The sequence below is a fragment of the Mycobacterium sp. genome, from assembly GCF_965277065.1.
GTDB lineage: Bacteria > Actinomycetota > Actinomycetes > Mycobacteriales > Mycobacteriaceae > Mycobacterium.
Genome location: NZ_CBDIBT010000019.1, coordinates 180,601 through 200,956, shown reverse-complemented (window position 1 = coordinate 200,956; position 20,356 = coordinate 180,601). Strand labels below are relative to the sequence as shown.

Here is a 20,356-nt window from a genome sequence, read left to right as displayed (position 1 = left end):
GCAACCGCCCCGGCCGTCGGTCCACGCACCGTTGAGTACGCGTCGTTCAGACTCGTAACAACGATTTCTTCAAAACAGCGTCGTGTCAACCGGCGCTACGTGTGTGACCCTTAGCGAAGTTCCGAAGAGTCAGTCAAGCGGTTCGCGGGCGCGGACGGAATCCGGCGCGATCGCTTGTATTGCGCTGTCAGACCTTTGCCGCCACTCGAGGTGACGTGCGCCCAAACCATACCTGTCACCGCTGGATCCGATCGAAAGCCTACAAAACGCGTGTCTGCCGGAGCCCGCAATACTGGTGGCTCGAGATATCAGGTGAAAAAAACATACGGAATTTTTCCGGATTATTAGACTTTGTTCGAACAAAATTGACGCCTGCGCATAGGCTATGCCCACCCGATGCGGTGGGCGCCGATAGCAGGAGGCACGCCGTTTACATGGCGTGTTGGAGGAAAGGAACTCGATGACACGCACGCGCGCCTTCGCACGGCTGGGAATGCTTGTCGTGGACTCCAGCAACGTCTGGACGGAGCTCGCGGCCCTGTTCTAAGACCCGCCTGCCGGGTCGGCGGCCGCCGTAGGGGAGGACGGTGGCCGCTGACCTGGGCAGGCGCTCATCAGCGAGACGTTTGCGGTCCGTCGCGACGGGGGGCCAGGTACGCTGGCGAGACGGCATTTCAGCCGTTCTGAGTCTGCGAGGACGAGTCGACCGATGCGCAACCTGATGTCGGCCGCGCTGGTAGCGGCCGGAGCCCTGCTGGGCTGGTCCGGCGGTGCGGTCGCGGCCGCTGACTCGCTGTGCACCAACTTCGGCGGCTCGCTCCAAGACGATCAGACGTGCAATGTGCGCTCGTCGTCGCCCACCTACACACTGAACATGACGTTTCCGGTCGATTATCCAGACCAGGCGCTGTCCGATTTTCTTACCCAAAATCGCGACGGCTTTGTCAACGTCGCACAGACGTCTTCGCAGGCTTCCGGACCGCGCGAGGTGCCTTACCAAATGGAAGTCACCTCCGAGCAATACCACTCCGGTCAGGCGCCCGGCGGCACTCGAAGTGTCGTACTCAAGGTTTTCGAAGATCTCGGCGGCCCGCGCCCGTCGACCTTTTACAAGGGCTTCGATTACGACGTCGCCGGGCAAAAAGCGATCACTTTCGACACACTTTTCGCCCCGAATACCAAGCCGCTCGATTCGATTTATCCCATCGTGCAACGTGAGGTGGGAAAGCAGACCGGACTGGGTGCCGCAATATCGCCGGGGTCCGGTCTGGACGCCTCGCATTACCAAAACTTTGCGATCACCGACGACGAGCTTATTTTCTACTTCGCGCCCGGTGAACTTTTGCCGTCACTGGCCGGGGCGAGTCAGGTTCATGTCCCGCGCAACGCCATTCCGCCGCTGGCCGTCAAGGGTTAACTCGGCGCGAAGCTGTACACCTGACCGTCGCTGGTCGCGGTGACGACACGGCGATCACGGCCGATCGAGACGCCGACGGGATAACCGGTGGCCTCCGGCAGGCGGTAGCTGTTCAGGCTTCGTCCGCTGCCCGGGTCGAAGACCAACAGCGTCATCCCGCGCGCGCCTTCGCCCGGTCCACCGGTCACTACGGCGTAGCCGACTCCGCTGCCCGCCAGGCTCGACGTCGACAAAGGGCTGACATCGTTGCGTCGCCAGACCTCCTGCGCATGGTCTCCGGCGTCTTTGAACGCGACCAGGCGGGTGTCTGGTCCGCCGCCCGCCACGATCAGCCCGCCCGGTGTGACCGACGGGGGAGTCTGCGCCAGGAACTTGAGCGGGACCGACCATTTCGGCTTGCCGTCGGCGGCATGCAGAGCCCACAGCCGCTCGTCGCGCCCGTTGATGTAAATCGTGGAACCGTCACTGGACATCACCGGGCTGGCCTGGACGCCGTCGGCGACGGCGTTGCTGGTCCATTCCCGGGTGAGTAGCGGATTCTGCCCGGGGTGGTATTTCAGCCCGACCAGAATCGGCGTCGGGGCGCCCGGTTCCCAGAGTCCGACCACGATCAGCCCGCTCTCCTTGGCGAATGCGGGAGCGGCCGCGACCGGGCAGCCCTCTTTCGCCGGTCCGCAATCGTCCAGTCCGCGGGTGAAGTCACTCGGGTCGACGTTGTCGACCAGATCGACCGAGTTGCCGACCACCGTGCCGCGGTGGCCGTCGAAAACCTGCACCTGTCCCAGATGCGTGACCACCAACACGTGGCCGTTTCCCAGAATCCTTGGCGTGGAGGGCATTCCCATCACCGGCCGGCGCCAGCGAATCCACTGTGTGACAGGGAAAGACACGATAGCGCCGGGCTGACCGACGTAGAGGTTGTCGAATCCGTCGAACAGTGGGCTGGAATTACCGCCGCCCTGATAGAGCCGGGTGCACCAGCGCTGCCGGCCGTTGTCGTCGTTCTCCCACTCCATCAGGGAACAGCCGCCGGGGGTCTGCGCGTTCGCGGCGAGCCAGTTACGCGAGCTGAGCGCCACCGCTGAAGCGAGCGAACCCTTCACCGAGCGGGTCCAGCGCAGGTTCAGTCGCTCGGCGCCGGGCGTCGCGGTGTAGCTGCTGTTGGCGGCGTCGCTGTACTGGGCTGGCCAACCCTCGGCCGGCACGGTGTCGACCCAGGTGTCGGTGTTGCCGCAGCCCGCCACGGCCCCTGCCAGCACTAGGACCGAGACCACCGATGACCAATGCCGCAGTGCACGGCGGGCAATCGGCCAGGACACGGTGGCGGTTCCCAATCCTTCCGGGACGCGATGGCGCGGCGGCCATCAGCGGATATCGCGTACAGCCGAGGGTAACCTGTGCCGACCCAGGTGAGACCGATTGTCTGGTGTGCCTTTCCGGCCGCAGTTTCTGATGGTCCGGCTCCTCAGCCCGCCGTCCCGGCGCGCATCGTCGCCGCAGTAGGCTTTTCGGCCATGACGAGCATGTGGGGAGCCCCGATCCACCGTCGCTGGAGGGGCTCGAATTTGCGTGACCCACGTCAGGCCCGGTTCCTCACGCTGGCCTCATTGAAGTGGGTGTTACGCAACCGCGCCTACACACCGTGGTACCTGGTGCGCTACTTTCGGCTGCTGAAATTCAAGCTGGCCAACCCGCATATCATCACCCGCGGCATGGTGTTCATCGGCAAGGGCGTCGAGATCCATGCGACGCCGGAGTTGGCGCAGCTGGAAATCGGGCGTTGGGTGCACATCGGCGACAAGAACACCATTCGCGCGCACGAGGGCTCGCTGCGATTCGGCGACAAGGTGGTCCTCGGTCGCGACAACGTGATCAACTGCTATCTCGACATCGAGCTCGGCGATTCGGTGCTGATGGCCGACTGGTGCTACATCTGCGATTTCGACCACCGCATGGACGACATCACCTTGCCGATCAAAGACCAGGGCATCGTCAAAGCTCCGGTACGGATCGGACCCGACACCTGGGTGGGTGTCAAGGCGACGGTACTGCGCGGGACCTCCATCGGCCGGGGGTGCGTGCTGGGGTCACACGCCGTCGTCAGAGGTGAGGTGCCCGACTTCTCGATTGCGGTCGGTGCTCCGGCCAAGGTGGTCAAGAACCGACAGCTGGCGTGGGAGACCTCCGCGGCCCAGCGTGCCGAACTAGCTGCGGCGCTGGCTGACATCGAGCGCAAAAAGGCCGCTCGCTGATCGCTCCGTCAGCCCATGCTCTGGTAGCGGCGCAGCGCTTCGCTGCGTTCCGCGGTGTGGTCGACCATCGGTTCGGGATAGCCGGCCGGGCGCTCGCCTTTGGTCAGCGTGACGTCTTTGGCGTCGGCCAGCTCGGACACCCATCGGCGAACGTAATCGCCTGCGGGATCGAACTTCTCGGCCTGCCGGACCGGGTTGAACACCCGGAAGTACGGCGCGGCATCGGTGCCGCAGCCCGCTGACCACTGCCAGCCGTGCTGATTGCTGGCCATGTCGCCGTCGACCAGCTGATCGAGGAACCAGCGGGCACCCCACTGCCAGGGCAGATGCAGATCTTTGACCAAAAACGATGCGGCGATCATCCGTACCCGGTTGTGCATCCAACCGCTATCCCGGAGCTGACGCATGCCCGCGTCGACGATCGGAAACCCTGTTTCGCCGGCCTTCCACTTCTCAAAGCGCTGTTCGGCGTCCTTGCCTGAGTCGATTTCGATGGCGTCGAAGTCGCGGTTCCAGTTCCACCACACGCTCTCGGGCCAGTGATGCAGCACCGCCGCGTAGAAGTCGCGAAAGGCCAACTCCCGCAGATAAGCCCGGGCACCGGCGCGGCGCTCGTCTAAGTCGGCGACCATAGTGCGCGGGTGAATTGTGCCGAACTTCAGGTGGGCCGACATCCGGCTGCTGCCGTCGTGGTCCGGCCGGTTGCGTTCATCGCTGTAGTCCTCGAGACCTTTGTCGACAAATGTCTTCCACTGCCGTCGCGCGGCAGCCTCACCCGCGAGCAGATCGAGTTCGACGCCGGGGTCGGGTATCTCCGCCGGTTTGGCACGCTTGCCCAGTTGCTTGGGATCAACCCAATGCGTGGACTTCGCGTTCGAGCGGGCCGCCGAACGCCACCCCATGTCGCGCCACCGGCCGAAGAATGGCGTGAATACTTTGTAGGGATCGCCGTCGTCTTTGGTCACCCGTCCCGGCGACACCAGATACGGCGATCCCGTCCCCACCAACGGCACGTCGCCCAACGCCTCGCGCACCCGCTCGTCGCGTCGTCGGCCGTACGGCGAGAAGTCCTCCGAGACATGTACCGCCGGGGCCTCGATTTCCTTGACCAGGGCCGGAATTCGCTCTTCGGCCCGGCCCCGGGTGACCAGCAGCCGGCCGTCCAGATCGTCGCGCAGCTGGCGGAGCGAGTCGCACAAGAACTGCATCCGCCGATCGCCCGATGACGCCTCCAGGCGCGGGTCGAGCACGAAGCAGGCGAGCACGTCGGGGCTGTCAGCGGCGGCGCGCAACAGCGGCGGAAGATCGCGCAGTCGCAGGTCGCGGCGGAACCACAACAGGGCGGGCATCAGCAGATCACCAGACTCATCGGCGATTGAGTACCCAAATATGCCCGGACATCAAAGTGGCGAACGAGCACCACAGCGCATACGGCAACAATGCGAGTCCGGCCCGCCGATCCGCCGCGGCGGTCCGCCTGGTCAGATCGGCACTGCTGGCGGCCAGGACCGCCGCCCCGACCGCCGAGGCGCCCAGCTTCTGGTACTTGAAGAACAGCCAACTCCACCCGGCGTTGAGAGTCAGGTTCGCAGTCAGCGCGATGACATAGTTTCGGGCCTCCTGGTGCCGGCCCGCCGCGCGCAAGCGGTCGATGGCCGTCGCGGAGGTCACCGCGATATCGGCGTACAGCGTGGTCCATGCGATCGGAAACACCTCGTTGGGCGGCACATAGGGCGGCTTCTGGAGCCGGGCATACCAGCGGGTGATCCGCGGCTGACTGGCGACGCTTCCGATGCCGGCGGTGGCGCCGACGGCGAGCGTCGTGGCGGCCAGAGTCTTTGTGTTCACGTGAGATCCCTTCGACTCGACCAAGTCTTTCAGTCAATTAAGTATTAATCAACTGAAGTAATGGCGTGAGACGGATAAGCTGGTACACGCCATGGGCCCTGAAGAGACCGCGGGCGGCCGAGCCGCACTGGAGCAGCAGATCTCCGCCTACCTGCGCGTGATGACGGCTGGATCCGAGCAGATCGGCCGGGCTTTCGCTGCCGTACATGACGTGCGGCCCACTGACTTTCGGGCGCTGCTGCATGTCATGGTGGCTGAGACGGCGGGGGAGCCGGTGACGTCGGGCGAGCTGCGCCAGCGGATGGGACTCTCGGGCGCCGCCATCACGTATCTGGTCGACCGGATGATGGCCTCCGGCCACATCACTCGCCAATCTGACCCGACCGATCGGCGAAAAGTCATCCTGCGCTACTCCGATTCCGGGCTGGCGACTGCGCGGGCATTCTTCGCTCCGCTGGGCGCTCACTCTCATGACGCGATGGCGGAGCTACCTGACGCCGACCTGGAGGCGGCTAGCAGAGTGTTCACCGCGTTGGTCGAGGCGATGCGGCGATATCAAGACGACCTCGTGGCATTCAAGCCGCCCGGGCCGGCAGCCAATTGAGCGACGTGGACGAAGGTGCTGTGCCGGCCGATGCGACTGGGATGACGACGCGTAAGCGACGTCATATCGACGTGTGCCTGGACGACCGGGTCGGCTACTCCGGCGTCACCACCGGTCTGGAGCGCTATCGCCTGCCGTACAACGCGCTGACTCAGACCAGCCTGACTCATATCGACCTGTCCACCCACTTTCTCGGCGCGCCCCTGCGTGCCCCAGTGCTGGTCGGCGCGATGACCGGTGGTGCCGAACTGTCGAAGACGATCAACAAGAATCTGGCCGAAGCCGCACAACTGCTCGGTCTGGGCATGATGCTCGGCTCGCAGCGGATCATGCTGGACAGCGCGCTAGGGGAGCGGGCGGCCTCTAGCTTCACCGTTCGCGATGTCGCGCCGGATGTATTGCTGTTCGGCAATATTGGCCTCGCGCAGCTGACGGCGGCTGCCGTCGAAGATATTTCGAATGCGCTCGGCCGGGTCGGCGCCAATGCACTTGCGGTGCATACTAATCCGCTGCAGGAGGCTGTCCAAAGAAACGGCGACGGCGATTTCTCCGGGTCACTCGGCCGGCTGCGTGAGGTCGCGGCCGCGCTGGAATATCCGATCCTGCTCAAGGAGGTCGGCCATGGGATCGGCGCCGCGGCCGTCTCCGAATTGACTGGTCAGTCAGGCGAACTGCCGGTAGCCGCGATCGACGTGGCAGGGGCCGGCGGCACCTCGTGGTCACGAGTCGAGCAACTTGTGCGCTACGGCGAGGTCCGGTTCCCTGATCTGGCCGACTGGGGAATACCAACGGCGGAGGCGATCGTCGAGGTGCGCGCGGCACTGCCTGCCGTTCCACTGGTCGCCTCCGGCGGTATCCGCACCGGAATGGACGCGGCCAAAGCGCTGGCGCTGGGCGCCGACGTGGTGGCGGTGGCCCGTCCTTTACTGCCCGCAGCGATCGAATCGACAGCGGCCGTCGTGGATTGGCTGCAGCGATTCATCGACGAGTTGCGGATCTGCCTGCACGGTTCTGGCGCGGCGGATCTGTTGGCACTGGGCCAGATTGGCGTTACTCCGACCCAGTAGCTATGGCGCTCAGCCTCTTTCGAGCTAGACCAGATCGCGCGCGGAAGCGGCGCACACAGGCGGCGCCTGCTGATGTTGCACGATGAGATCGCCCTCGAACGACGACATCGCGGCGATCATCGCGCTGAAAACTCGATGCGCGGCCGCCAGATCCTCGTCCGGCAGATCCGCAAGCGCGCCGCGCAGATGGATTCCGAGCGGTGTGAAAAATCCGTACGCTAGTTCCATGCCGCTGGCCTCGTAGCGGAGCAGCGCCTTACGTCGGTCCGCGGGATCCGATTCGCGCCGGATATGTCCGGCGTGGATCATCCGGTCGACCAGATAGGTGATCGCTGCCGGTGAGACGTCCATCCGCTGCCGTAGCTGGGCCATCGTCAGCGGCGTTCCCGCGGTCTCGGCGACCATGACGTGCAGAAGTGCGTGGAAGTCATTGCCGCTCACGGCGTGCTGGCGCGCGAAATAGCGACCCACCCGGTCCGACTGCGCCGTCACCGCCCGCATGTCGGCCGACATCAGCTTTTCAAGCCGTGGCCTGCTGGGAAGTGAACTGTTCATACCCCGCTTGGTCACCCGATCGCATCCTTCTTCGCGATTCCCGATCCGCGGTATCGGATACCTGCCGGATCAGCGACAATACGCCAGCACATTACACAATGTCGCGCCGATTCGCTGAACCTTCGACTACCGGCTTGGGTTTCCTGGTCGCGGCGGCGTCGTGTCATTGTCGGCGAGATCAGTTGTCGCGTAACGGTCCGTTACTCCTGCGAGGGCCAGACTTGGCCTGCCGCAACGCTTTGCGCTAACTGTGCAATAGGCGTGTTGGAGTCTTGAGACATCAGCTTGAGCATCGCGAACGCTTGGTTATCGTCGATATTGAACCGTTCCATCATCCTGCCCTTGGCCCGGCCGATGACATCACGGGAGGCCAGCGCAGAGCGGAACTGCTCATCGCGCCGCATCAAGTTCCACACCAGCCCGGTGTGAGTGGCGAAAACCAAGCCCATATTGACTGCCTCGTCATCGAAAGCGTGGGGGACCTCGGAGGAGAAGCTGAGGGTGGCCGCGGTCCCGCCTTCTTTGAACATGCCTATCGCGAGGATCGACCGGATCGGCGTCTGCTTGACCGCTTGCTCGCTGTACAGCGGCCACCGATCGTCGTCGGCGAGATCGTCGACGCGGATGCTGTCCTGCAGCGCGCCTGCGCTCAGCCCGGGCCCCTGTTGACAGCGGCTCTGAATTTCGTCCAGCAGAACCGGATATCGATGAGTCGCGGCCGCCGGCTCGCTAGGGCGCCGCCGTTGGGCAACCATGACGCCCGCATATTGCGCTCCGGGCACCAGCTCCACCGCGCCGTCGATCACCTCGCGCAGCAGAGCGGGGATGTCGAACGCCGCGCGCTGGTGGAGGTCTCGAACCAATCGCGTCGCTCGCAGATACCCATCCGATCGCCAACTACGGCGAAGTTCATGCGACTGAGGCATGTTCACGCTGAGCGTGCTCACGATGAGCGGCGTTTCAATGCGTCCGGTTTGTGCACAGCATCGGCGCCGGTTTTGTCACTGATGACGCGATACTGCGGCTCGTCCTTGGACGCACGCACCGTGCGGCCGGCCGCCTCCCGGTCGTCGGTGATCTTCTCCGCCACCGTGCCTGTGACGTTCTGGCCGTGGCTATTCCATTCGACTTTGTCGCCCTTGCGAAAGTGTTGGTCTGCCATCGGGTGGCCTTTCCTGACGATGTCGCGGACCGAAGCCCGGTTGGATCTTGCTGGGTTCCCGACCCCGATACCTACTGCACGTTCGGCTAGATATGACTATAAACTTAACTATTCACCTTGTGAAGAAGATGCAAGTTGCGGTCCCGGATCACCGCAAGTGGAGTTCAGCGATTGCGGGTATACCCCTCGTTGCGGTAGACGGAGCCGCCTCGACTTAGAGCCAAGGAGTGAGCGATGCGGTGTGTCATCTTCGGTGCCACCGGTTACCTGGGTACGCGCCTCGTTCCCGAATTGCTGTCGGCCGGTCACGACGTCCGGGTGATGGCCCGGACCCCCGCCAAACTCGACGACGTGCCCTGGCGCGAGAGTGTGGAGGTGGTTGAGGGCGACGTCGCCGACGCCGACAAAGTGCGCCAAGCGCTGGACGGTCAGCAGGTTCTCTACTACTTGGTTCATGCGATGCTGGCGGCGGATTTCGTCAACGTCGACGCCCGCGGCGCATCGATCGTCGCAGACGCGGCCGGCGAGGCCGGACTGTCGCGCATTGTCTACATGGGCGGCATCATCCCCGACCAGCAAGAGTTGTCCGCCCATTTGGCGTCCCGCGCCGAAGTAGGCGAATTGCTCTCGAAGTCAGGCGTTCCCACGGCGGAGTTACGTGCGGCCGTCATCGTCGGCGCGGGTTCGGCCAGCTTCGAGATAATGCGTTACCTGACCGAGCGGCTTCCGTTGATGGTCACCCCCAGGTGGTTGCGCACCCGAGTTCAGCCCATCGCCGTGCGCGACGTGCTGTACTACCTCACCGAGGCGGCAGAGTTGCCCGCAGATGTCAGCCGGGCCTTCGATATCGGCGGCCCCGAGATCTTCACCTATACGGAGATGAGCGCGCGGTACGCGGCAATCGCGGGTTTGCCCAAACGTGTCTCGATCCCGGTTCCTGTCCTGAGTCCGCGGCTCTCTTCGCACTGGGTCAATCTGATCACCCCGCTACCGCGGTCGTTGGCTTCGTCGCTGATGGACTCGCTGGAGAACGACGTGGTGTGCAACGAGCACGACATCGCCGCGCACATACCGGACCCTGACGGTGGCCTGATGCACTTCGACGATGCTGTCGAGTTGGCGTTGGCGCGTATCAGTGAGCCCGAACTGCACACCCGCTGGGCGCATCTCGCCGCCGACGATTGCCCGTCGCAGCCCTTGAACACCGACCCGGATTGGGCCGGCGGAGCGCTGCACGAGCAGGTGCTGGAGCGCCGAGTCGACGCCGACAGCGAAACGATGTGGCAAGTCTTCGAGTCGATCGGCGCCACTGACGGTCTGTCGGCGGCGTTACCGGCATGGGCGTTGCGCGGCTGGTTCGGCCTGCCGGCCCGCACCACCAACCGCGGACGAGCGTCATCCCAGCCGCAGCACCTGCACTCCGGAGAAGAGCTGGACGGGTGGCTCGTGGAGGAAACGGATCGTCCGCACCTGTTACGGCTGCGCGGACATGCTTCTCGGCCGGGCCGGTTATGGCTCGAACTGTCGGTGCGTGATGACGGCAATGGCGGCTCGCATTATCGTCAGCGCGCTCTGTTTCAGCCCTATGGTTTTTCCGGTGAGGCGTGGTGGATCGCTTCGACGCCGTTCCGTAGCGCGATCTTCGCGGGTATCGCTCGGGACATCACGTCGAGGGCACGCGGCTTGGTCGCTGCGACCCGCGCATAACCCGCGTCGCGCAGCCGGTTTACCCGGTGCCGGAACGCAGTTGGTAGCGGCGCTCGGCGTAGGCGAGGTCGTCCTTCCACAGCCGGGCAGCCGCGACACGCATGAGCCCGGTGATCAGCGGGGCGGCAAGGCGTGCCCGCTGGAAGCCGGTCCGGTCGGAGTGGGCGACAGTCGCTTCGATCACTGCCGTTCGGGGTAGCTTATCCGGCCCCAATCCAATTGGTGTCGCGTGAGTTTCGACCACACTGCCCACCCCCTCGCCGTCCACGATGCGCATCACGATGGTGCGCGCCTCGGGGCTGATGAACTCGGCGACGGTGGGGACCCCGACCCGGCCGATGCGAAAGGTCACCGCCACCATGAAGCTGTCCACTTCATCGGTGGGAGTGGTCAGCACCTCGAGCTGGGTGAACGAATAGGGGTGAAACCACGCGCCGTGCCACGGATCGAGGCGGTTGGCGATGATGTCGGAGGGCTCACAGGTGCCGACCATCCTGGCGACGGCGTCCAGTGTGTCGCCGATCGGCCGGGCCGGGATCACCGGCCGATCGAGCGGCTGCTCGCCGCCGACGCTGTCGAGCCGGACCCATGCCAACACGCCGTCGTCGTAGCTGGGCAGTGTCCGCCAACCGAATTCGTCGGTGTCGCGGTCGAGGCACATCCCGTGCCAGCGGCAGATCAACGCGCCGTCGTGGACGGTGGCCGTCGCCAGATCGGCGCCCAGATGCGGGCAGCTGCGCGGGCCGACGCACAGCCGGGACTGCTGATCGCGCCAGGCGACCAGCTCGGTGCCGGCGACGCGGGTGCCGAACGGCCGTCCGTCGCGCACGTCGCGGCTGGCCGCGAACGTGTACCAGTTGCCCGTGGGTCGACGTTGCGACCGGTCGAGTGCGGCGTCGATGACGGTCGGGGAGGCGTCGCGATAGGTCGGGCGCTGGCCCGTCCACGCCCCCGGCGGGATCGGTTGCAGTGGCCAGTCTTTGGGCCAGCGGCGGCGCATGTTGTCGGCGAGGTTCATGATCGCGAACGCCCTTCTCGGCCCACGAGATACCGCAGCAGTGTCGAGCGTCCCTGGGTGGGAACAGTGGACAATTCGTGGCCGGCGAGTCCCCATCGCTGCAGTGCCTCGTTGGCGGCCGTCCAGCCGGTGGTGGCGGCACGCTCCATCAGCGCCACCGGTAAGTCGATGCGCACCCCGTCGCCGGCCAGCAGCAGCCCGGGTCGTGAAGTGACGACGGTGGGCCGGTTTGCGTAGGTACCCGGGGCGAACAGCGGGCAGTCGTGGCGACGCAGCGTCCGTTCGTGGACGACGCGCGCGCCGCGGGTCTCGGGGTACAGCTCGTGCAGACGATCGAGCATCGCATCGTCCGCCTGCGCGGATTCGACTGCGTACGAATGTAATTCGACGACAGATCCACCGCAGCGCCGGGACCAGTCGGCGGCTTCGCTTTCGTAGCGTTCCAGGACGCTGATGTTGTCGACCGGTTCGTGGCCGGCGGTGCCGAGAAACGCGGCACGGCTGCGCGCCACCGGGCGGTCGAGCCACAGTCGCTGCACCAGGAACGGTGGGGCCGTACGCATCCGTTTGATTCGTGCCCGCCACATGTCGTCGCAGAGCCCGGGTGACGCCTCGACGATCCGCTGCAGTCCACCGATGTCGGTGGCCAGCACGACGGCGTCGGCGTCCAACTGGCCGTCGGCATCGGTCTGGACGCGAAAAGCCTGGCCCTGGCCGCTGCTGATGCTCGCCACCGAAACGCCTCGATGGAAGCGAACTCCCAGGCCTTCCAGATACTGCTGCAACGGATTCCACAGTGCGGTGTCGTAGTTGGCGTTGGCGACGTCGAAGATGAGGCCCTCGTTGGAGCCGAGGAAGTAGATGTGGAACATGGTGGCCAGTTCCGCGGCCGACAACTCGGTGGGGCTGGCGAAGAAGCTGCGGGAGAAGACTTCGAAGGCCAAGTGCCGCGCTGCCACCGGGAAGTTGATGCTCTTGAGGAAGGTGTCGGCGTCGACGTGGTCGAGGCGGTCAAAGATGTCGGGCAGCGACACCGCGGCAAGCGGCGCTGCGGCTCGCGCGTCGATCTTGGCCAGGTCGGTCAGCCGAAAAGTCGGGCTGCGCAAGGCAAATACAAGCGCGTTCCACGGTGGGGTGCGGGGTAGGCCACGGAAGGTGTCCTGACGGCCGTCGCCGTCGATGAGCGGGTAATCGTCGACCGCGGTCAACATCGACAGCTTCGGATCGACGCGGCCCAGCAACGCCCGCAGGTTGTAGTACTGCCGGAAGAAGGCGTGGAAGCCCCGGTTCATTGCAAGGTCGGCACCATCGAAGCTTTCGGTCCATGCGCCGACCCGACCGCCGAGATATTTCTCGCGCTCGACGACGTCGACGGCGACGCCACGCTCGGCCAACCCCGTGGCCGCAGCGAGGCCCGCGATTCCGGCACCAACGACGACGGCTCGTGGTTGGGACGCCAGCGCCTCGGCGCTGTGCAGGCCCTGTGGCGCCGGGAACGTGCGGCGATGCCGGTCGGTCATGACGGCGCGTGCCCGAGGAAGGTGTGCGCGATGTTGGCTTCCCAGCCCGGCATGGTATCGCTGCGCACCGGTGTGAACCCGGCATCGCGCATCCGTTGCCGCAATTGTGTTGCGCCGTCGAAGGTCAACACGCTGCGCCATAAGTGCCGGTACAGCGTCGCGTCGCGGGTCCGCAACCAGCCGGACGGGATGATGATGCCCCAGGCCACCGCGTGCCAGATGGCGGTGGCGACAGGGGAATCGCGCACCGAGTAATCATGCACCGCCAGCGGCGCGCGGGGTGCCAGCAGGCCGCGCAATGCTCGCAACTGGGTGTCGGGGTCGGAGAGGTTGCGGATCAGATACGCGGCCAGGATCCCGTCGAACGGACCGACGATGCCGTTTTCGTCGAGGCCTTCTACCGGCGTGTGCACGAAACGCACGGAGGAGGGCCAGGATTTGGCCTCCGCTTCGTCGAGCATTCCGCGCGACGCGTCGACGGCCACGATCTCGGCATGGGGGGCGACGCTCAGCAACGCAGCCGTCGATGCGCCGGTGCCGCAGCCGGCATCGAGCAACCGCAGCCCGCGGCCCTGGTTCGGCAGCTGCAATCGTTGAGCCGAAAGTCGAAGGTGAGCATGGTATCCCGGGCTGGAGGCGACCAACCGGTCGTATGCGTGTGCGCCGACGTCGAAAGCGGCCGGCACTTCAGCGCGGGGCAGCCCGGCGTTACTGATGCTCACGTTGACGCTCCCATAGCAGCAGGACGGCGGTGACCAAGGCGAAGCCGAACAGGAAGTCCTCGACCGGGATGTCGAACGGAAACCGGATTCCGCTGGTTTGCCGGTCGTCGTACACCACGATCGGGGCGCTGCGCTTGGTCAGCCAGCCGTCGGTCAGAACCTGGAATCCGATCACGATCAGCATCGACAACCAATAGGCCCGACGACGAAACAGCCCGGTACGCAGAACCATCAATTCGAGCGCACCGACGCCCAGCGCCGACACCACGGCCGGAACGGAATAGCCCAGGCCCGTCATTGGCGCCGCTCCCCGGCATCACGGCGTTCTGCATTGTCGCCCGCGGTCATCGGCCGGTTGCGCAGTCGCAGGATGGCGCTGACCGCGTTGTAGGTCAGCAGGGCGCACAACGGAATCACGAGAAAGAACAGGACCTCCTCGATCGGCATGCGGGACGGGAGGTACACACCGGTGACGTAGGCCGGGTTGTAGGTCCAGATGTGCGTGGCGATCGCGACTTCGTCCCACAGCACGAACACGGCGGCGACGGGTAGCACCGCGCGCGCGGCCCGCCACGCTTGCCGGTATACGCCGGGGCGAAAGATCTCCAACGGCAGAGTGATCGCCAGGCACGCACCGAGCACGATCAGATATTGCCAGTGATCCATTACCCCACACCAGATCTGCCGACCCTTGACCCGGCCGGGTGCGCCAGCCGTGCCCGCCACGAGCGCAACAGGCCGGCACCGGCGACGCGCAGCCGCCGCCCGTTGCCAACCGTCGCGCGCTGGGTGAACACTGCGAAGTCGCTGTCTTCGATGCGGTCGAGAATCTCCGAGTACAACGTCAGCGCGGCCGTGACGCACGGCCGCGAGCGCGGCTCCAGCATCGCGACACCGGCTGCGGCGTAACGGTAAACCTCGCGGGCGACCTGGTGCTGATCGACGAGCGCGTTGTGCACCCGCTGGTCGGTGCGGCGGTTGTGGTGGCACCACATCAGCACGTCGCGGTCGACCTCGTGGGCGGCCAGCTCGTCGGCGGGCAGGTAAACCCGTTGACGCATCAGGTCTTCGTCAATGTCGCGCAGGAAGTTCGTCAACTGAAATGCCCTGCCCAGCGCCGCCGCGTGTGGCGCGGCCTCGTCTTCGGCGGTAACCGTACCGAGGATCGGAAGTACCTGTAGCCCAATGGATTCCGCCGAGCCTTTCATGTACAGGTTGAGCGCCTCGCGGTCGGGATAGTCGGTGATCGTCAGGTCCATCCGCATGGATGTCAGAAAGTCGGCGAACAACTCGTCACTGATGTGGAAGCGCCGCGCGGTGTGCTCGACAGCTGCCAGCACGGGGTTGTCCGGATCTTCTCGGTGGGCGAAGAATTCGTCGGACAGTTGTTGCAAGCGCGCCGAGCGCATCTTGGCGTTGAGCGCCGGATCGAAATCGTCGAGAATGTCGTCGGCATAGCGGGCGAAGCCGTAGAGCGCATGGATCGGTGGACGCTGATCCGGCGCCAGTAGTCGGGTCGCCAGGAAAAACGTGCGGCCGTGCGCGGCGTTGAGTGTGCGGCAACGCCGGTATGCGCCGCGCAGATCCGGGTCGTCAATGCCGGCGGCGCTCAGCTCGGTGCGGATCATGACCGGCCGGCTTTCGCGATGACGGTACGTTTCGATCCCTCACCGACGCCGGTGATGCGGTCGGCGGCCAGTCGGCCGGAAATCATTGCCGTTGGCACGCCGACGCCAGGAACGGTCGACGATCCGGCCAACACGGCATTCTCGGTGCTCCGCACCAGATTGGCCGGCCGGAACGGTCCGGTCTGGGCGAACGTGTGAGCCAGCGCGAACGGGGTGCCGGCCACCATCCCTTGAGCGGCCCAGTCTTCGGGGTTGACGACGCGTAGTACCTCGGCGCCGTCGCGGAAGCCCGGAATCAGGCGTGCGCCAACGGTTTCGATGAGCTGCTCGGTGTAGCTGTCACCGATGTGCGACCAGTCGACGACGCCACGGTCGAGGTTCGGCGCCGGGGCGAGGACGTAGAACAGTTCATGGTCCTGCGGGGCCAGGCTCGGGTCGCTGGCCGTCGGGCGCGTGACCAGCAATGACGGATCCGACATCAGCCGGCCGTCCCGGATGATGTCGGTGAACGTCCGGTCCCACTCCTCGCCGAAGATGATGTTGTGGTGTGCCAGAGCGTTGTTCGTCGTCGACGATGACTGTCTGCGGCCGATATGCGCGACGACTGCCGACGGCGCGGGCCGCAGACGGCCGAGGCGTCGCGGCGTGCGGCCGAGCAACGCGTAGGTCGTAGGCAACTCAGTGGTCAACACCACGGAGTCGCAGGCGATCCGCGCCTCGGTATCGGTGAGCACGGCCGCCACCCGACTTCCGTTGCGCTCTAGGCCTGTGACCGTCGCGCCGTAGACGAAACGCACCCCGGCATCGGTGGCGGCGGCAGCCAGCGCGTCGGGCAACGCCCGCATCCCGCCGCGCGGGAAGTACACCCCAGAGATGGTGTCCATATAGGCGATCACCGCGTACACCGCCAGCGCCTGCTTCGGGGCGACCCCGGCGTACAACGACTGGAAGGTGAACACCCGCCGCAGCCGCGGATCGGAGACGTAGCGATTGACCATGGTGTCCCACTTGCGGAAGCCGCCGAGCGCCGTCAGCCGCGCCAGTTGCGGATTCACCAGTGAGAGTGGGGAATCGAAGTTCTCGGAGATGAAGCCGTCGAACTCCGCCCGGTACAACCGGGTCAGCCAGTCGCGCAGTTTCCGATAGCCTTCGGCCTGTTTGCCGCCGGCGAATTCGGCGACTGCGTCGGCCATCCGATCACCGTCGCTGTGCACGTCGAGGCTGCTGCCGTCGGAGAATTGCGCGCGATACGCGGGATCGACGGTCATCAAATCCAGCCGGTCCGAGAGGTTTTCGCCGACCGCGGCGAAGGCTTCGTCGATGATGTCGGGCATGGTGAGCACCGTCGGCCCGGTATCGAGCTGGTAGCCGTTGATGTCGGCGCGTCCCGCGCGCCCACCGGGCCAGCTCTCCCGCTCGACGACGGTCACTTCGCGACCGCGGCCGGCCAGATGCAGAGCAGCGGTGAGTCCTGCCAGGCCGGCGCCGACGACGACGACCTGGGTGCTCGGACCTTTCACGCTGCGCATTATTCGGTTCGCTCCGTGCATACGGCGGCCATGTTCGTCAGCGCGGCCCGCACCGAATCGCCGATCCGAAGCTGGTGGAGTTCGTCGAGCGCGAAGGTGACCCGGTCGCTGATCGTGTCCTCGATCCACTGCACGGCTCCGGTGGTGAAGATCAATGTCCGCCAGCGGTTGATGGCGTCGTCGTCGAGATCGCCTGTGTTCATCAGCTCGGTCAGCTGCCGGCGAGTCGGCGCGTCCGCCATCTGGTGTGCGGCGATGACCACGCTGGTGGCCTTGCGTTCGATCAGGTCTTGGCCGTCGGGCTTCCCGGTCTCCGCTTCGGCGCCGAACACCCCGAGCAGGTCATCGCGCAACTGGAACGCTTCACCGACCGCTTCGCCGTAGCGGCTCAGGCCTGAAATCGTGCGATCGCTGCAACCGCTCATGGCCGCGCCGATCTCCAACGGGCGTCGCACGGTGTAATTGCCTGACTTGCGCCGTGCCACCTCGAGGACGGTGTCCATCGACGGCAGATCGCGGACATCGTTTGCGAGATCGGCGAACTGGCCCACCGCGAGTTCGGTGCGCATCAGGTCGTAGCGCGGCCACGCCTGCTGCAGACTCCGGTGTTCCACGCCGCTCTCCCGTAGCATCTGTTCGGCCCAGATCAGGCAGAGATCTCCGAGCAGGGTCGCCGCCGACTCACCGAATCGATCCGCTGGACCGGAGAGCTTGCGATCGCGGTGCCACCGACTGAATCGGATGTGCGCGGCAGGTCGACCGCGCCGCGACGAGGCCGCGTCCATGACGTCGTCCTGGAGTAGCGCGAATGCGTGCAGCAGTTCCAATCCGGCCGACGCGGACAGCGCTTCGTCGCTTTCGGTGGATCCGGCGAGCCAGCCCAGGTACATGTAGGTCGAGCGCAGGCACTTGCCACCGGCTACGAAATCCAACAGGATGTCGCCGGCCACCTCCACGCCGGACTCAGCCAGTTCGGCCGTGCACCGCGCGGAGACAAAGCCGCTGAGATGCGTGAGGACTCTGCGGCGCAGTCCGGTTCGCCACGCCTCGAATTTCGAGGGATCCGACCAGCCTTGCTGATCTAGCTCAGCAGGCGTTACGGCCGGTGCTAACGAGAGTGCACGCACCTCGCCCACGTGGGCCCCTCTCGATGGATCGGGTCGCGACCTGCTTGTACGGCTTGGACTCACACGCTGTACCGCCCACGCGGCGCAGACAAACATGTTCGCCCTAGCGAAGCAAGGATCGCTTCACAAGATTAAAGATTAACTTACTGAACATCTGCTTCGCTCGCCAGCGAGAGCCCTCACCTATGGTGGAAATCATGACTGCAGCCCAACACGAAAGAGCCGCGCTGGTGGCCACGTTCCGTGCGGTGGGGCCGCATGCGCCGACCCTCTGCGAGGGCTGGAACACCACCGATCTCGCCGCTCACCTGGTGGTTCGCGAACGACGTCTGGACGCCACACTCGGGCTAGCGGTCCCGTTCCTGGCCGACTACACCGCCAAGGTGCAGGACAAGACCGCGACCTCGACCAGTTGGGACGCCCTGGTCGACCGGGTGGCCTCCGGGCCGCCGATCTACTCGCCGTTCAAGCTGCTGGACCCCGTCGCCAACCTCGGCGAGATGTTCATTCATCACGAGGACGTGCGCCGAGCTGTCGATGGCTGGGAGCCACGGGTGCTCGACGAGACAACCGCCACGCAGCTTCGCCGTCAGCTCGGGTTGATGAGCCGGATGATGTTGGGCAAATTGCCCGCTCAGCTCGACCTGGAGACGCCGGCTGGTGACCGCATCGCCCGGGTCGGTCGCGGAGACAAAGTCACCATCACCGGCGAGCCGCAGGAGCTGCTGCTGTTCGTCGCGGGCCGCGACGCGGTGCGCCTCCGCTTCGACGGCGACGCGCAGGCCGTTGCCGCGGTACAGGCGGCGCCCCGCGGTCTCTAGCGCAGGTTCTAGCGACGCCCCAGCAGATGCCTCAGGGTCTGCTCCAGGTCGGGCCGACGAAAGCGATGGTCAGCCTCGAGCAGTCGCGCAGGCAGCACCCGCTGATTGGCCAGCGCGAGTTCGCGCGCACCCTGGTCGCCGAGGAGCACCTTCGGTCCCAGCGGCGGTACCGGCAGCAGCGCGGGCCGGTGCAGCACGTGAGCCAACACGTGGGTGTAGTCGATGTTGCGGACCGGTTCGGCGGCCACCGCGTTAACCGGACCGGACAGGTCGTCATCCCACAGCGCGCGATGATAGACGTCGACGAGATCGTCGATTCCGATCCACGAGAACCACTGCTGACCACTGCCGAGCCGGCCACCCAGTCCGGCGGAGAACAGCGGTCGGAGCAGCCGCAGCGTCCCGCCGGCAGGAGACTGCACGATGCCGGTGCGCACCCGCACCACGCGGGTGCCGGCCTGCGCGGCCGGGGTGGTCGCGTCCTCCCAGTCGGTGACCACGTCGGCCAGGAACCCCTCGCCACGCTCGCTGTCTTCGGTCAGGGACTCCTCGCCCCGGTCGTATCCGTAGTAGCCGATCGCCGACGCGGTGACCAAAACCCGGGGTCCGTCGGCGGATTTCGCGATCAGCTCCGCGAGCCGGCGAGTGGGCCCGATCCGGCTGTCGCGGATCGCGGCGCGGTGGTCGTCGGTGAATCGGCCCGCGATCGAGGCACCCGCGAGGTGGATCACCGCGTCGACACCGGCCAGGATGTCAGGGCTGGGATCGTTCGGATTCCATTGCCGCTCATCGGGTTTAGTGCTCGAGTGCCGTACCAGGCGGACGACCCGGTGTCCGCCGGTGGACAGGAAGGCGGCCAACTGCGCGCCGACCAGCCCGGAAGCGCCACTGATGGCGACGGTGAGCGGGGTCAACCCGTGGGCGGCCGCTGCCCGGTGCGCGGCGATGTCGTCGGCCAACTGCTGGTGCCGGTATCGGAACATGGGCCGCAACGCCCTGGCCGGGACCGGTGTCGCGACCCGGTCGATCACTCGCGTCCGCCCGTCGCTGACCTCTTCGAAGTCGTGGGTGTGCCGCCAGCGCACCGCCAGCTTGGCCGGCAGCGACGCCAGGCCGTCGGCGCCGATGGCATCGACGAAGCGTCGCGGCGGGTCATAGCCGTCGGGTTGGTGATCGGCCACCCAGCGCAGACCGCCCGGTAGGCCGAGTACGGCGCGCCCGTTCTCCAACGAATCGGCTTCAGCGATCAAGCGCATCGGCGACCACGGCGGCGTGAGCCGGTTGAATGCGCCGGGCCGGGCATGCCAGTCGAACACCTCGTAGATGGGCGCATCGATCACGCTCGAATACTCAAGTCCCATGGGGCCGACGGTACTCGC

At 65.8% G+C, this 20,356-nt stretch carries 21 protein-coding genes; 6 read left to right on the top strand and 15 right to left on the bottom strand.

Translation table 11 applies throughout. The annotated features are described in order from the left end of the window. Nucleotides 1–709 precede the first annotated feature (709 nt). Entirely contained in the window at nucleotides 710–1,417 is a 708-nt protein-coding gene (locus tag ACQY5A_RS18125) for an esterase (RefSeq protein WP_428341731.1), read from the top strand. Here ACQY5A_RS18125 and ACQY5A_RS18120 read toward each other — a convergent pair. After that, on the bottom strand, nucleotides 1,414–2,709 hold the full coding sequence (locus tag ACQY5A_RS18120) for a PQQ-binding-like beta-propeller repeat protein (protein ID WP_428343221.1): 1,296 nt from the start codon (nucleotides 2,707–2,709) through the stop codon (nucleotides 1,414–1,416). The two genes, ACQY5A_RS18125 and ACQY5A_RS18120, sit on opposite strands and share 4 nt — an antisense overlap. 222 nt (nucleotides 2,710–2,931) lie before the next feature. Here ACQY5A_RS18120 and ACQY5A_RS18115 point away from each other — a divergent pair, with 222 nt between their 5' ends. Then, nucleotides 2,932–3,669 carry an acetyltransferase gene (locus tag ACQY5A_RS18115; RefSeq protein ID WP_428341730.1) on the top strand — a complete coding sequence of 246 codons (738 nt, stop codon included), beginning with the start codon at nucleotides 2,932–2,934 and terminating at the stop codon, nucleotides 3,667–3,669. A gap of 8 nt (nucleotides 3,670–3,677) precedes the next feature. Here ACQY5A_RS18115 and ACQY5A_RS18110 read toward each other — a convergent pair whose 3' ends face one another. Both ACQY5A_RS18110 and ACQY5A_RS18105 read right to left on the bottom strand, forming a co-directional pair. Next, on the bottom strand, nucleotides 3,678–5,018 hold the full coding sequence (locus ACQY5A_RS18110; protein WP_428341729.1) for a cryptochrome/photolyase family protein: 1,341 nt from the start codon (nucleotides 5,016–5,018) through the stop codon (nucleotides 3,678–3,680). Nucleotides 5,019–5,034: 16 nt separating this feature from the next. Then, the gene (locus ACQY5A_RS18105; RefSeq protein WP_428341728.1) at nucleotides 5,035–5,517 is read right to left on the bottom strand and encodes a TspO/MBR family protein; all 483 of its coding nucleotides are present in this window, start codon (nucleotides 5,515–5,517) and stop codon (nucleotides 5,035–5,037) included. Between the two features lie 91 nt (nucleotides 5,518–5,608). On the opposite strand from ACQY5A_RS18105, the gene ACQY5A_RS18100 reads away from it, so the two are divergent. After that, complete coding sequence (locus tag ACQY5A_RS18100) at nucleotides 5,609–6,121, top strand: MarR family winged helix-turn-helix transcriptional regulator (protein ID WP_428341727.1); 513 nt, start codon at nucleotides 5,609–5,611, stop codon at nucleotides 6,119–6,121. Between the two features lie 41 nt (nucleotides 6,122–6,162). Next, nucleotides 6,163–7,188, top strand: coding sequence for a type 2 isopentenyl-diphosphate Delta-isomerase (fni, locus tag ACQY5A_RS18095; RefSeq protein ID WP_428341726.1), 1,026 nt, complete (start codon nucleotides 6,163–6,165; stop codon nucleotides 7,186–7,188). 24 nt (nucleotides 7,189–7,212) lie between these two features. On the opposite strand, the gene ACQY5A_RS18090 is transcribed toward fni, so the two are convergent. From ACQY5A_RS18090 to ACQY5A_RS18080, 3 genes are all read right to left on the bottom strand, one after another. Then, complete coding sequence (locus tag ACQY5A_RS18090; RefSeq protein WP_428341725.1) at nucleotides 7,213–7,758, bottom strand: MarR family winged helix-turn-helix transcriptional regulator; 546 nt, start codon at nucleotides 7,756–7,758, stop codon at nucleotides 7,213–7,215. 185 nt (nucleotides 7,759–7,943) lie between these two features. Continuing rightward, nucleotides 7,944–8,669: a GAF and ANTAR domain-containing protein gene (locus tag ACQY5A_RS18085; protein WP_428341724.1), complete on the bottom strand. Its 726-nt coding sequence runs from the start codon at nucleotides 8,667–8,669 to the stop codon at nucleotides 7,944–7,946. Between the two features lie 17 nt (nucleotides 8,670–8,686). Next, complete coding sequence (locus ACQY5A_RS18080) at nucleotides 8,687–8,905, bottom strand: DUF2945 domain-containing protein (protein WP_428341723.1); 219 nt, start codon at nucleotides 8,903–8,905, stop codon at nucleotides 8,687–8,689. A 234-nt stretch (nucleotides 8,906–9,139) separates the two neighbouring features. Between ACQY5A_RS18080 and ACQY5A_RS18075 the strand changes: the two genes are divergently transcribed. Further along, entirely contained in the window at nucleotides 9,140–10,612 is a 1,473-nt protein-coding gene (locus ACQY5A_RS18075) for a DUF2867 domain-containing protein (RefSeq protein WP_428341722.1), read from the top strand. Nucleotides 10,613–10,631: 19 nt separating this feature from the next. On the opposite strand, the gene ACQY5A_RS18070 is transcribed toward ACQY5A_RS18075, so the two are convergent. From ACQY5A_RS18070 to ACQY5A_RS18035, 8 genes are read right to left on the bottom strand one after another with little or no spacing between them, the layout of a single operon-like run. Further along, nucleotides 10,632–11,630, bottom strand: a complete 999-nt coding sequence (locus ACQY5A_RS18070) for a DUF5914 domain-containing protein (protein WP_428341721.1) — start codon at nucleotides 11,628–11,630, stop codon at nucleotides 10,632–10,634. Further along, nucleotides 11,627–13,150, bottom strand: a complete 1,524-nt coding sequence (locus ACQY5A_RS18065; RefSeq protein ID WP_428341720.1) for an FAD-dependent oxidoreductase — start codon at nucleotides 13,148–13,150, stop codon at nucleotides 11,627–11,629. The genes ACQY5A_RS18070 and ACQY5A_RS18065 overlap by 4 nt, the downstream gene beginning before the upstream one ends. Then, on the bottom strand, nucleotides 13,147–13,872 hold the full coding sequence (locus tag ACQY5A_RS18060; RefSeq protein ID WP_428341719.1) for a class I SAM-dependent DNA methyltransferase: 726 nt from the start codon (nucleotides 13,870–13,872) through the stop codon (nucleotides 13,147–13,149). Before ACQY5A_RS18060 ends, ACQY5A_RS18065 begins: the two co-directional genes overlap by 4 nt. Continuing rightward, the gene (locus ACQY5A_RS18055) at nucleotides 13,859–14,170 is read right to left on the bottom strand and encodes a lycopene cyclase domain-containing protein (RefSeq protein ID WP_428341718.1); all 312 of its coding nucleotides are present in this window, start codon (nucleotides 14,168–14,170) and stop codon (nucleotides 13,859–13,861) included. The genes ACQY5A_RS18060 and ACQY5A_RS18055 overlap by 14 nt, the downstream gene beginning before the upstream one ends. Further along, a complete protein-coding gene (locus ACQY5A_RS18050; RefSeq protein ID WP_428341717.1) occupies nucleotides 14,167–14,538 on the bottom strand; it encodes a lycopene cyclase domain-containing protein in 372 nt (123 codons plus the stop codon). The genes ACQY5A_RS18055 and ACQY5A_RS18050 overlap by 4 nt, the downstream gene beginning before the upstream one ends. Continuing rightward, entirely contained in the window at nucleotides 14,538–15,500 is a 963-nt protein-coding gene (locus ACQY5A_RS18045; RefSeq protein ID WP_428341716.1) for a phytoene/squalene synthase family protein, read from the bottom strand. Before ACQY5A_RS18045 ends, ACQY5A_RS18050 begins: the two co-directional genes overlap by 1 nt. Beyond that, entirely contained in the window at nucleotides 15,497–17,029 is a 1,533-nt protein-coding gene (gene crtI / locus ACQY5A_RS18040) for a phytoene desaturase family protein (protein ID WP_428341715.1), read from the bottom strand. The genes ACQY5A_RS18045 and crtI overlap by 4 nt, the downstream gene beginning before the upstream one ends. After that, complete coding sequence (locus ACQY5A_RS18035) at nucleotides 17,029–18,219, bottom strand: polyprenyl synthetase family protein (protein WP_428341714.1); 1,191 nt, start codon at nucleotides 18,217–18,219, stop codon at nucleotides 17,029–17,031. Before ACQY5A_RS18035 ends, crtI begins: the two co-directional genes overlap by 1 nt. 134 nt (nucleotides 18,220–18,353) lie before the next feature. On the opposite strand from ACQY5A_RS18035, the gene ACQY5A_RS18030 reads away from it, so the two are divergent. Next, on the top strand, nucleotides 18,354–18,977 hold the full coding sequence (locus ACQY5A_RS18030) for a TIGR03085 family metal-binding protein (protein ID WP_428341713.1): 624 nt from the start codon (nucleotides 18,354–18,356) through the stop codon (nucleotides 18,975–18,977). 8 nt (nucleotides 18,978–18,985) lie between these two features. Here the strand turns inward: ACQY5A_RS18030 and ACQY5A_RS18025 are convergent, their stop codons facing one another. After that, nucleotides 18,986–20,338, bottom strand: a complete 1,353-nt coding sequence (locus tag ACQY5A_RS18025; RefSeq protein WP_428341712.1) for a TIGR01777 family oxidoreductase — start codon at nucleotides 20,336–20,338, stop codon at nucleotides 18,986–18,988. Nucleotides 20,339–20,356: the final 18 nt, after the last annotated feature.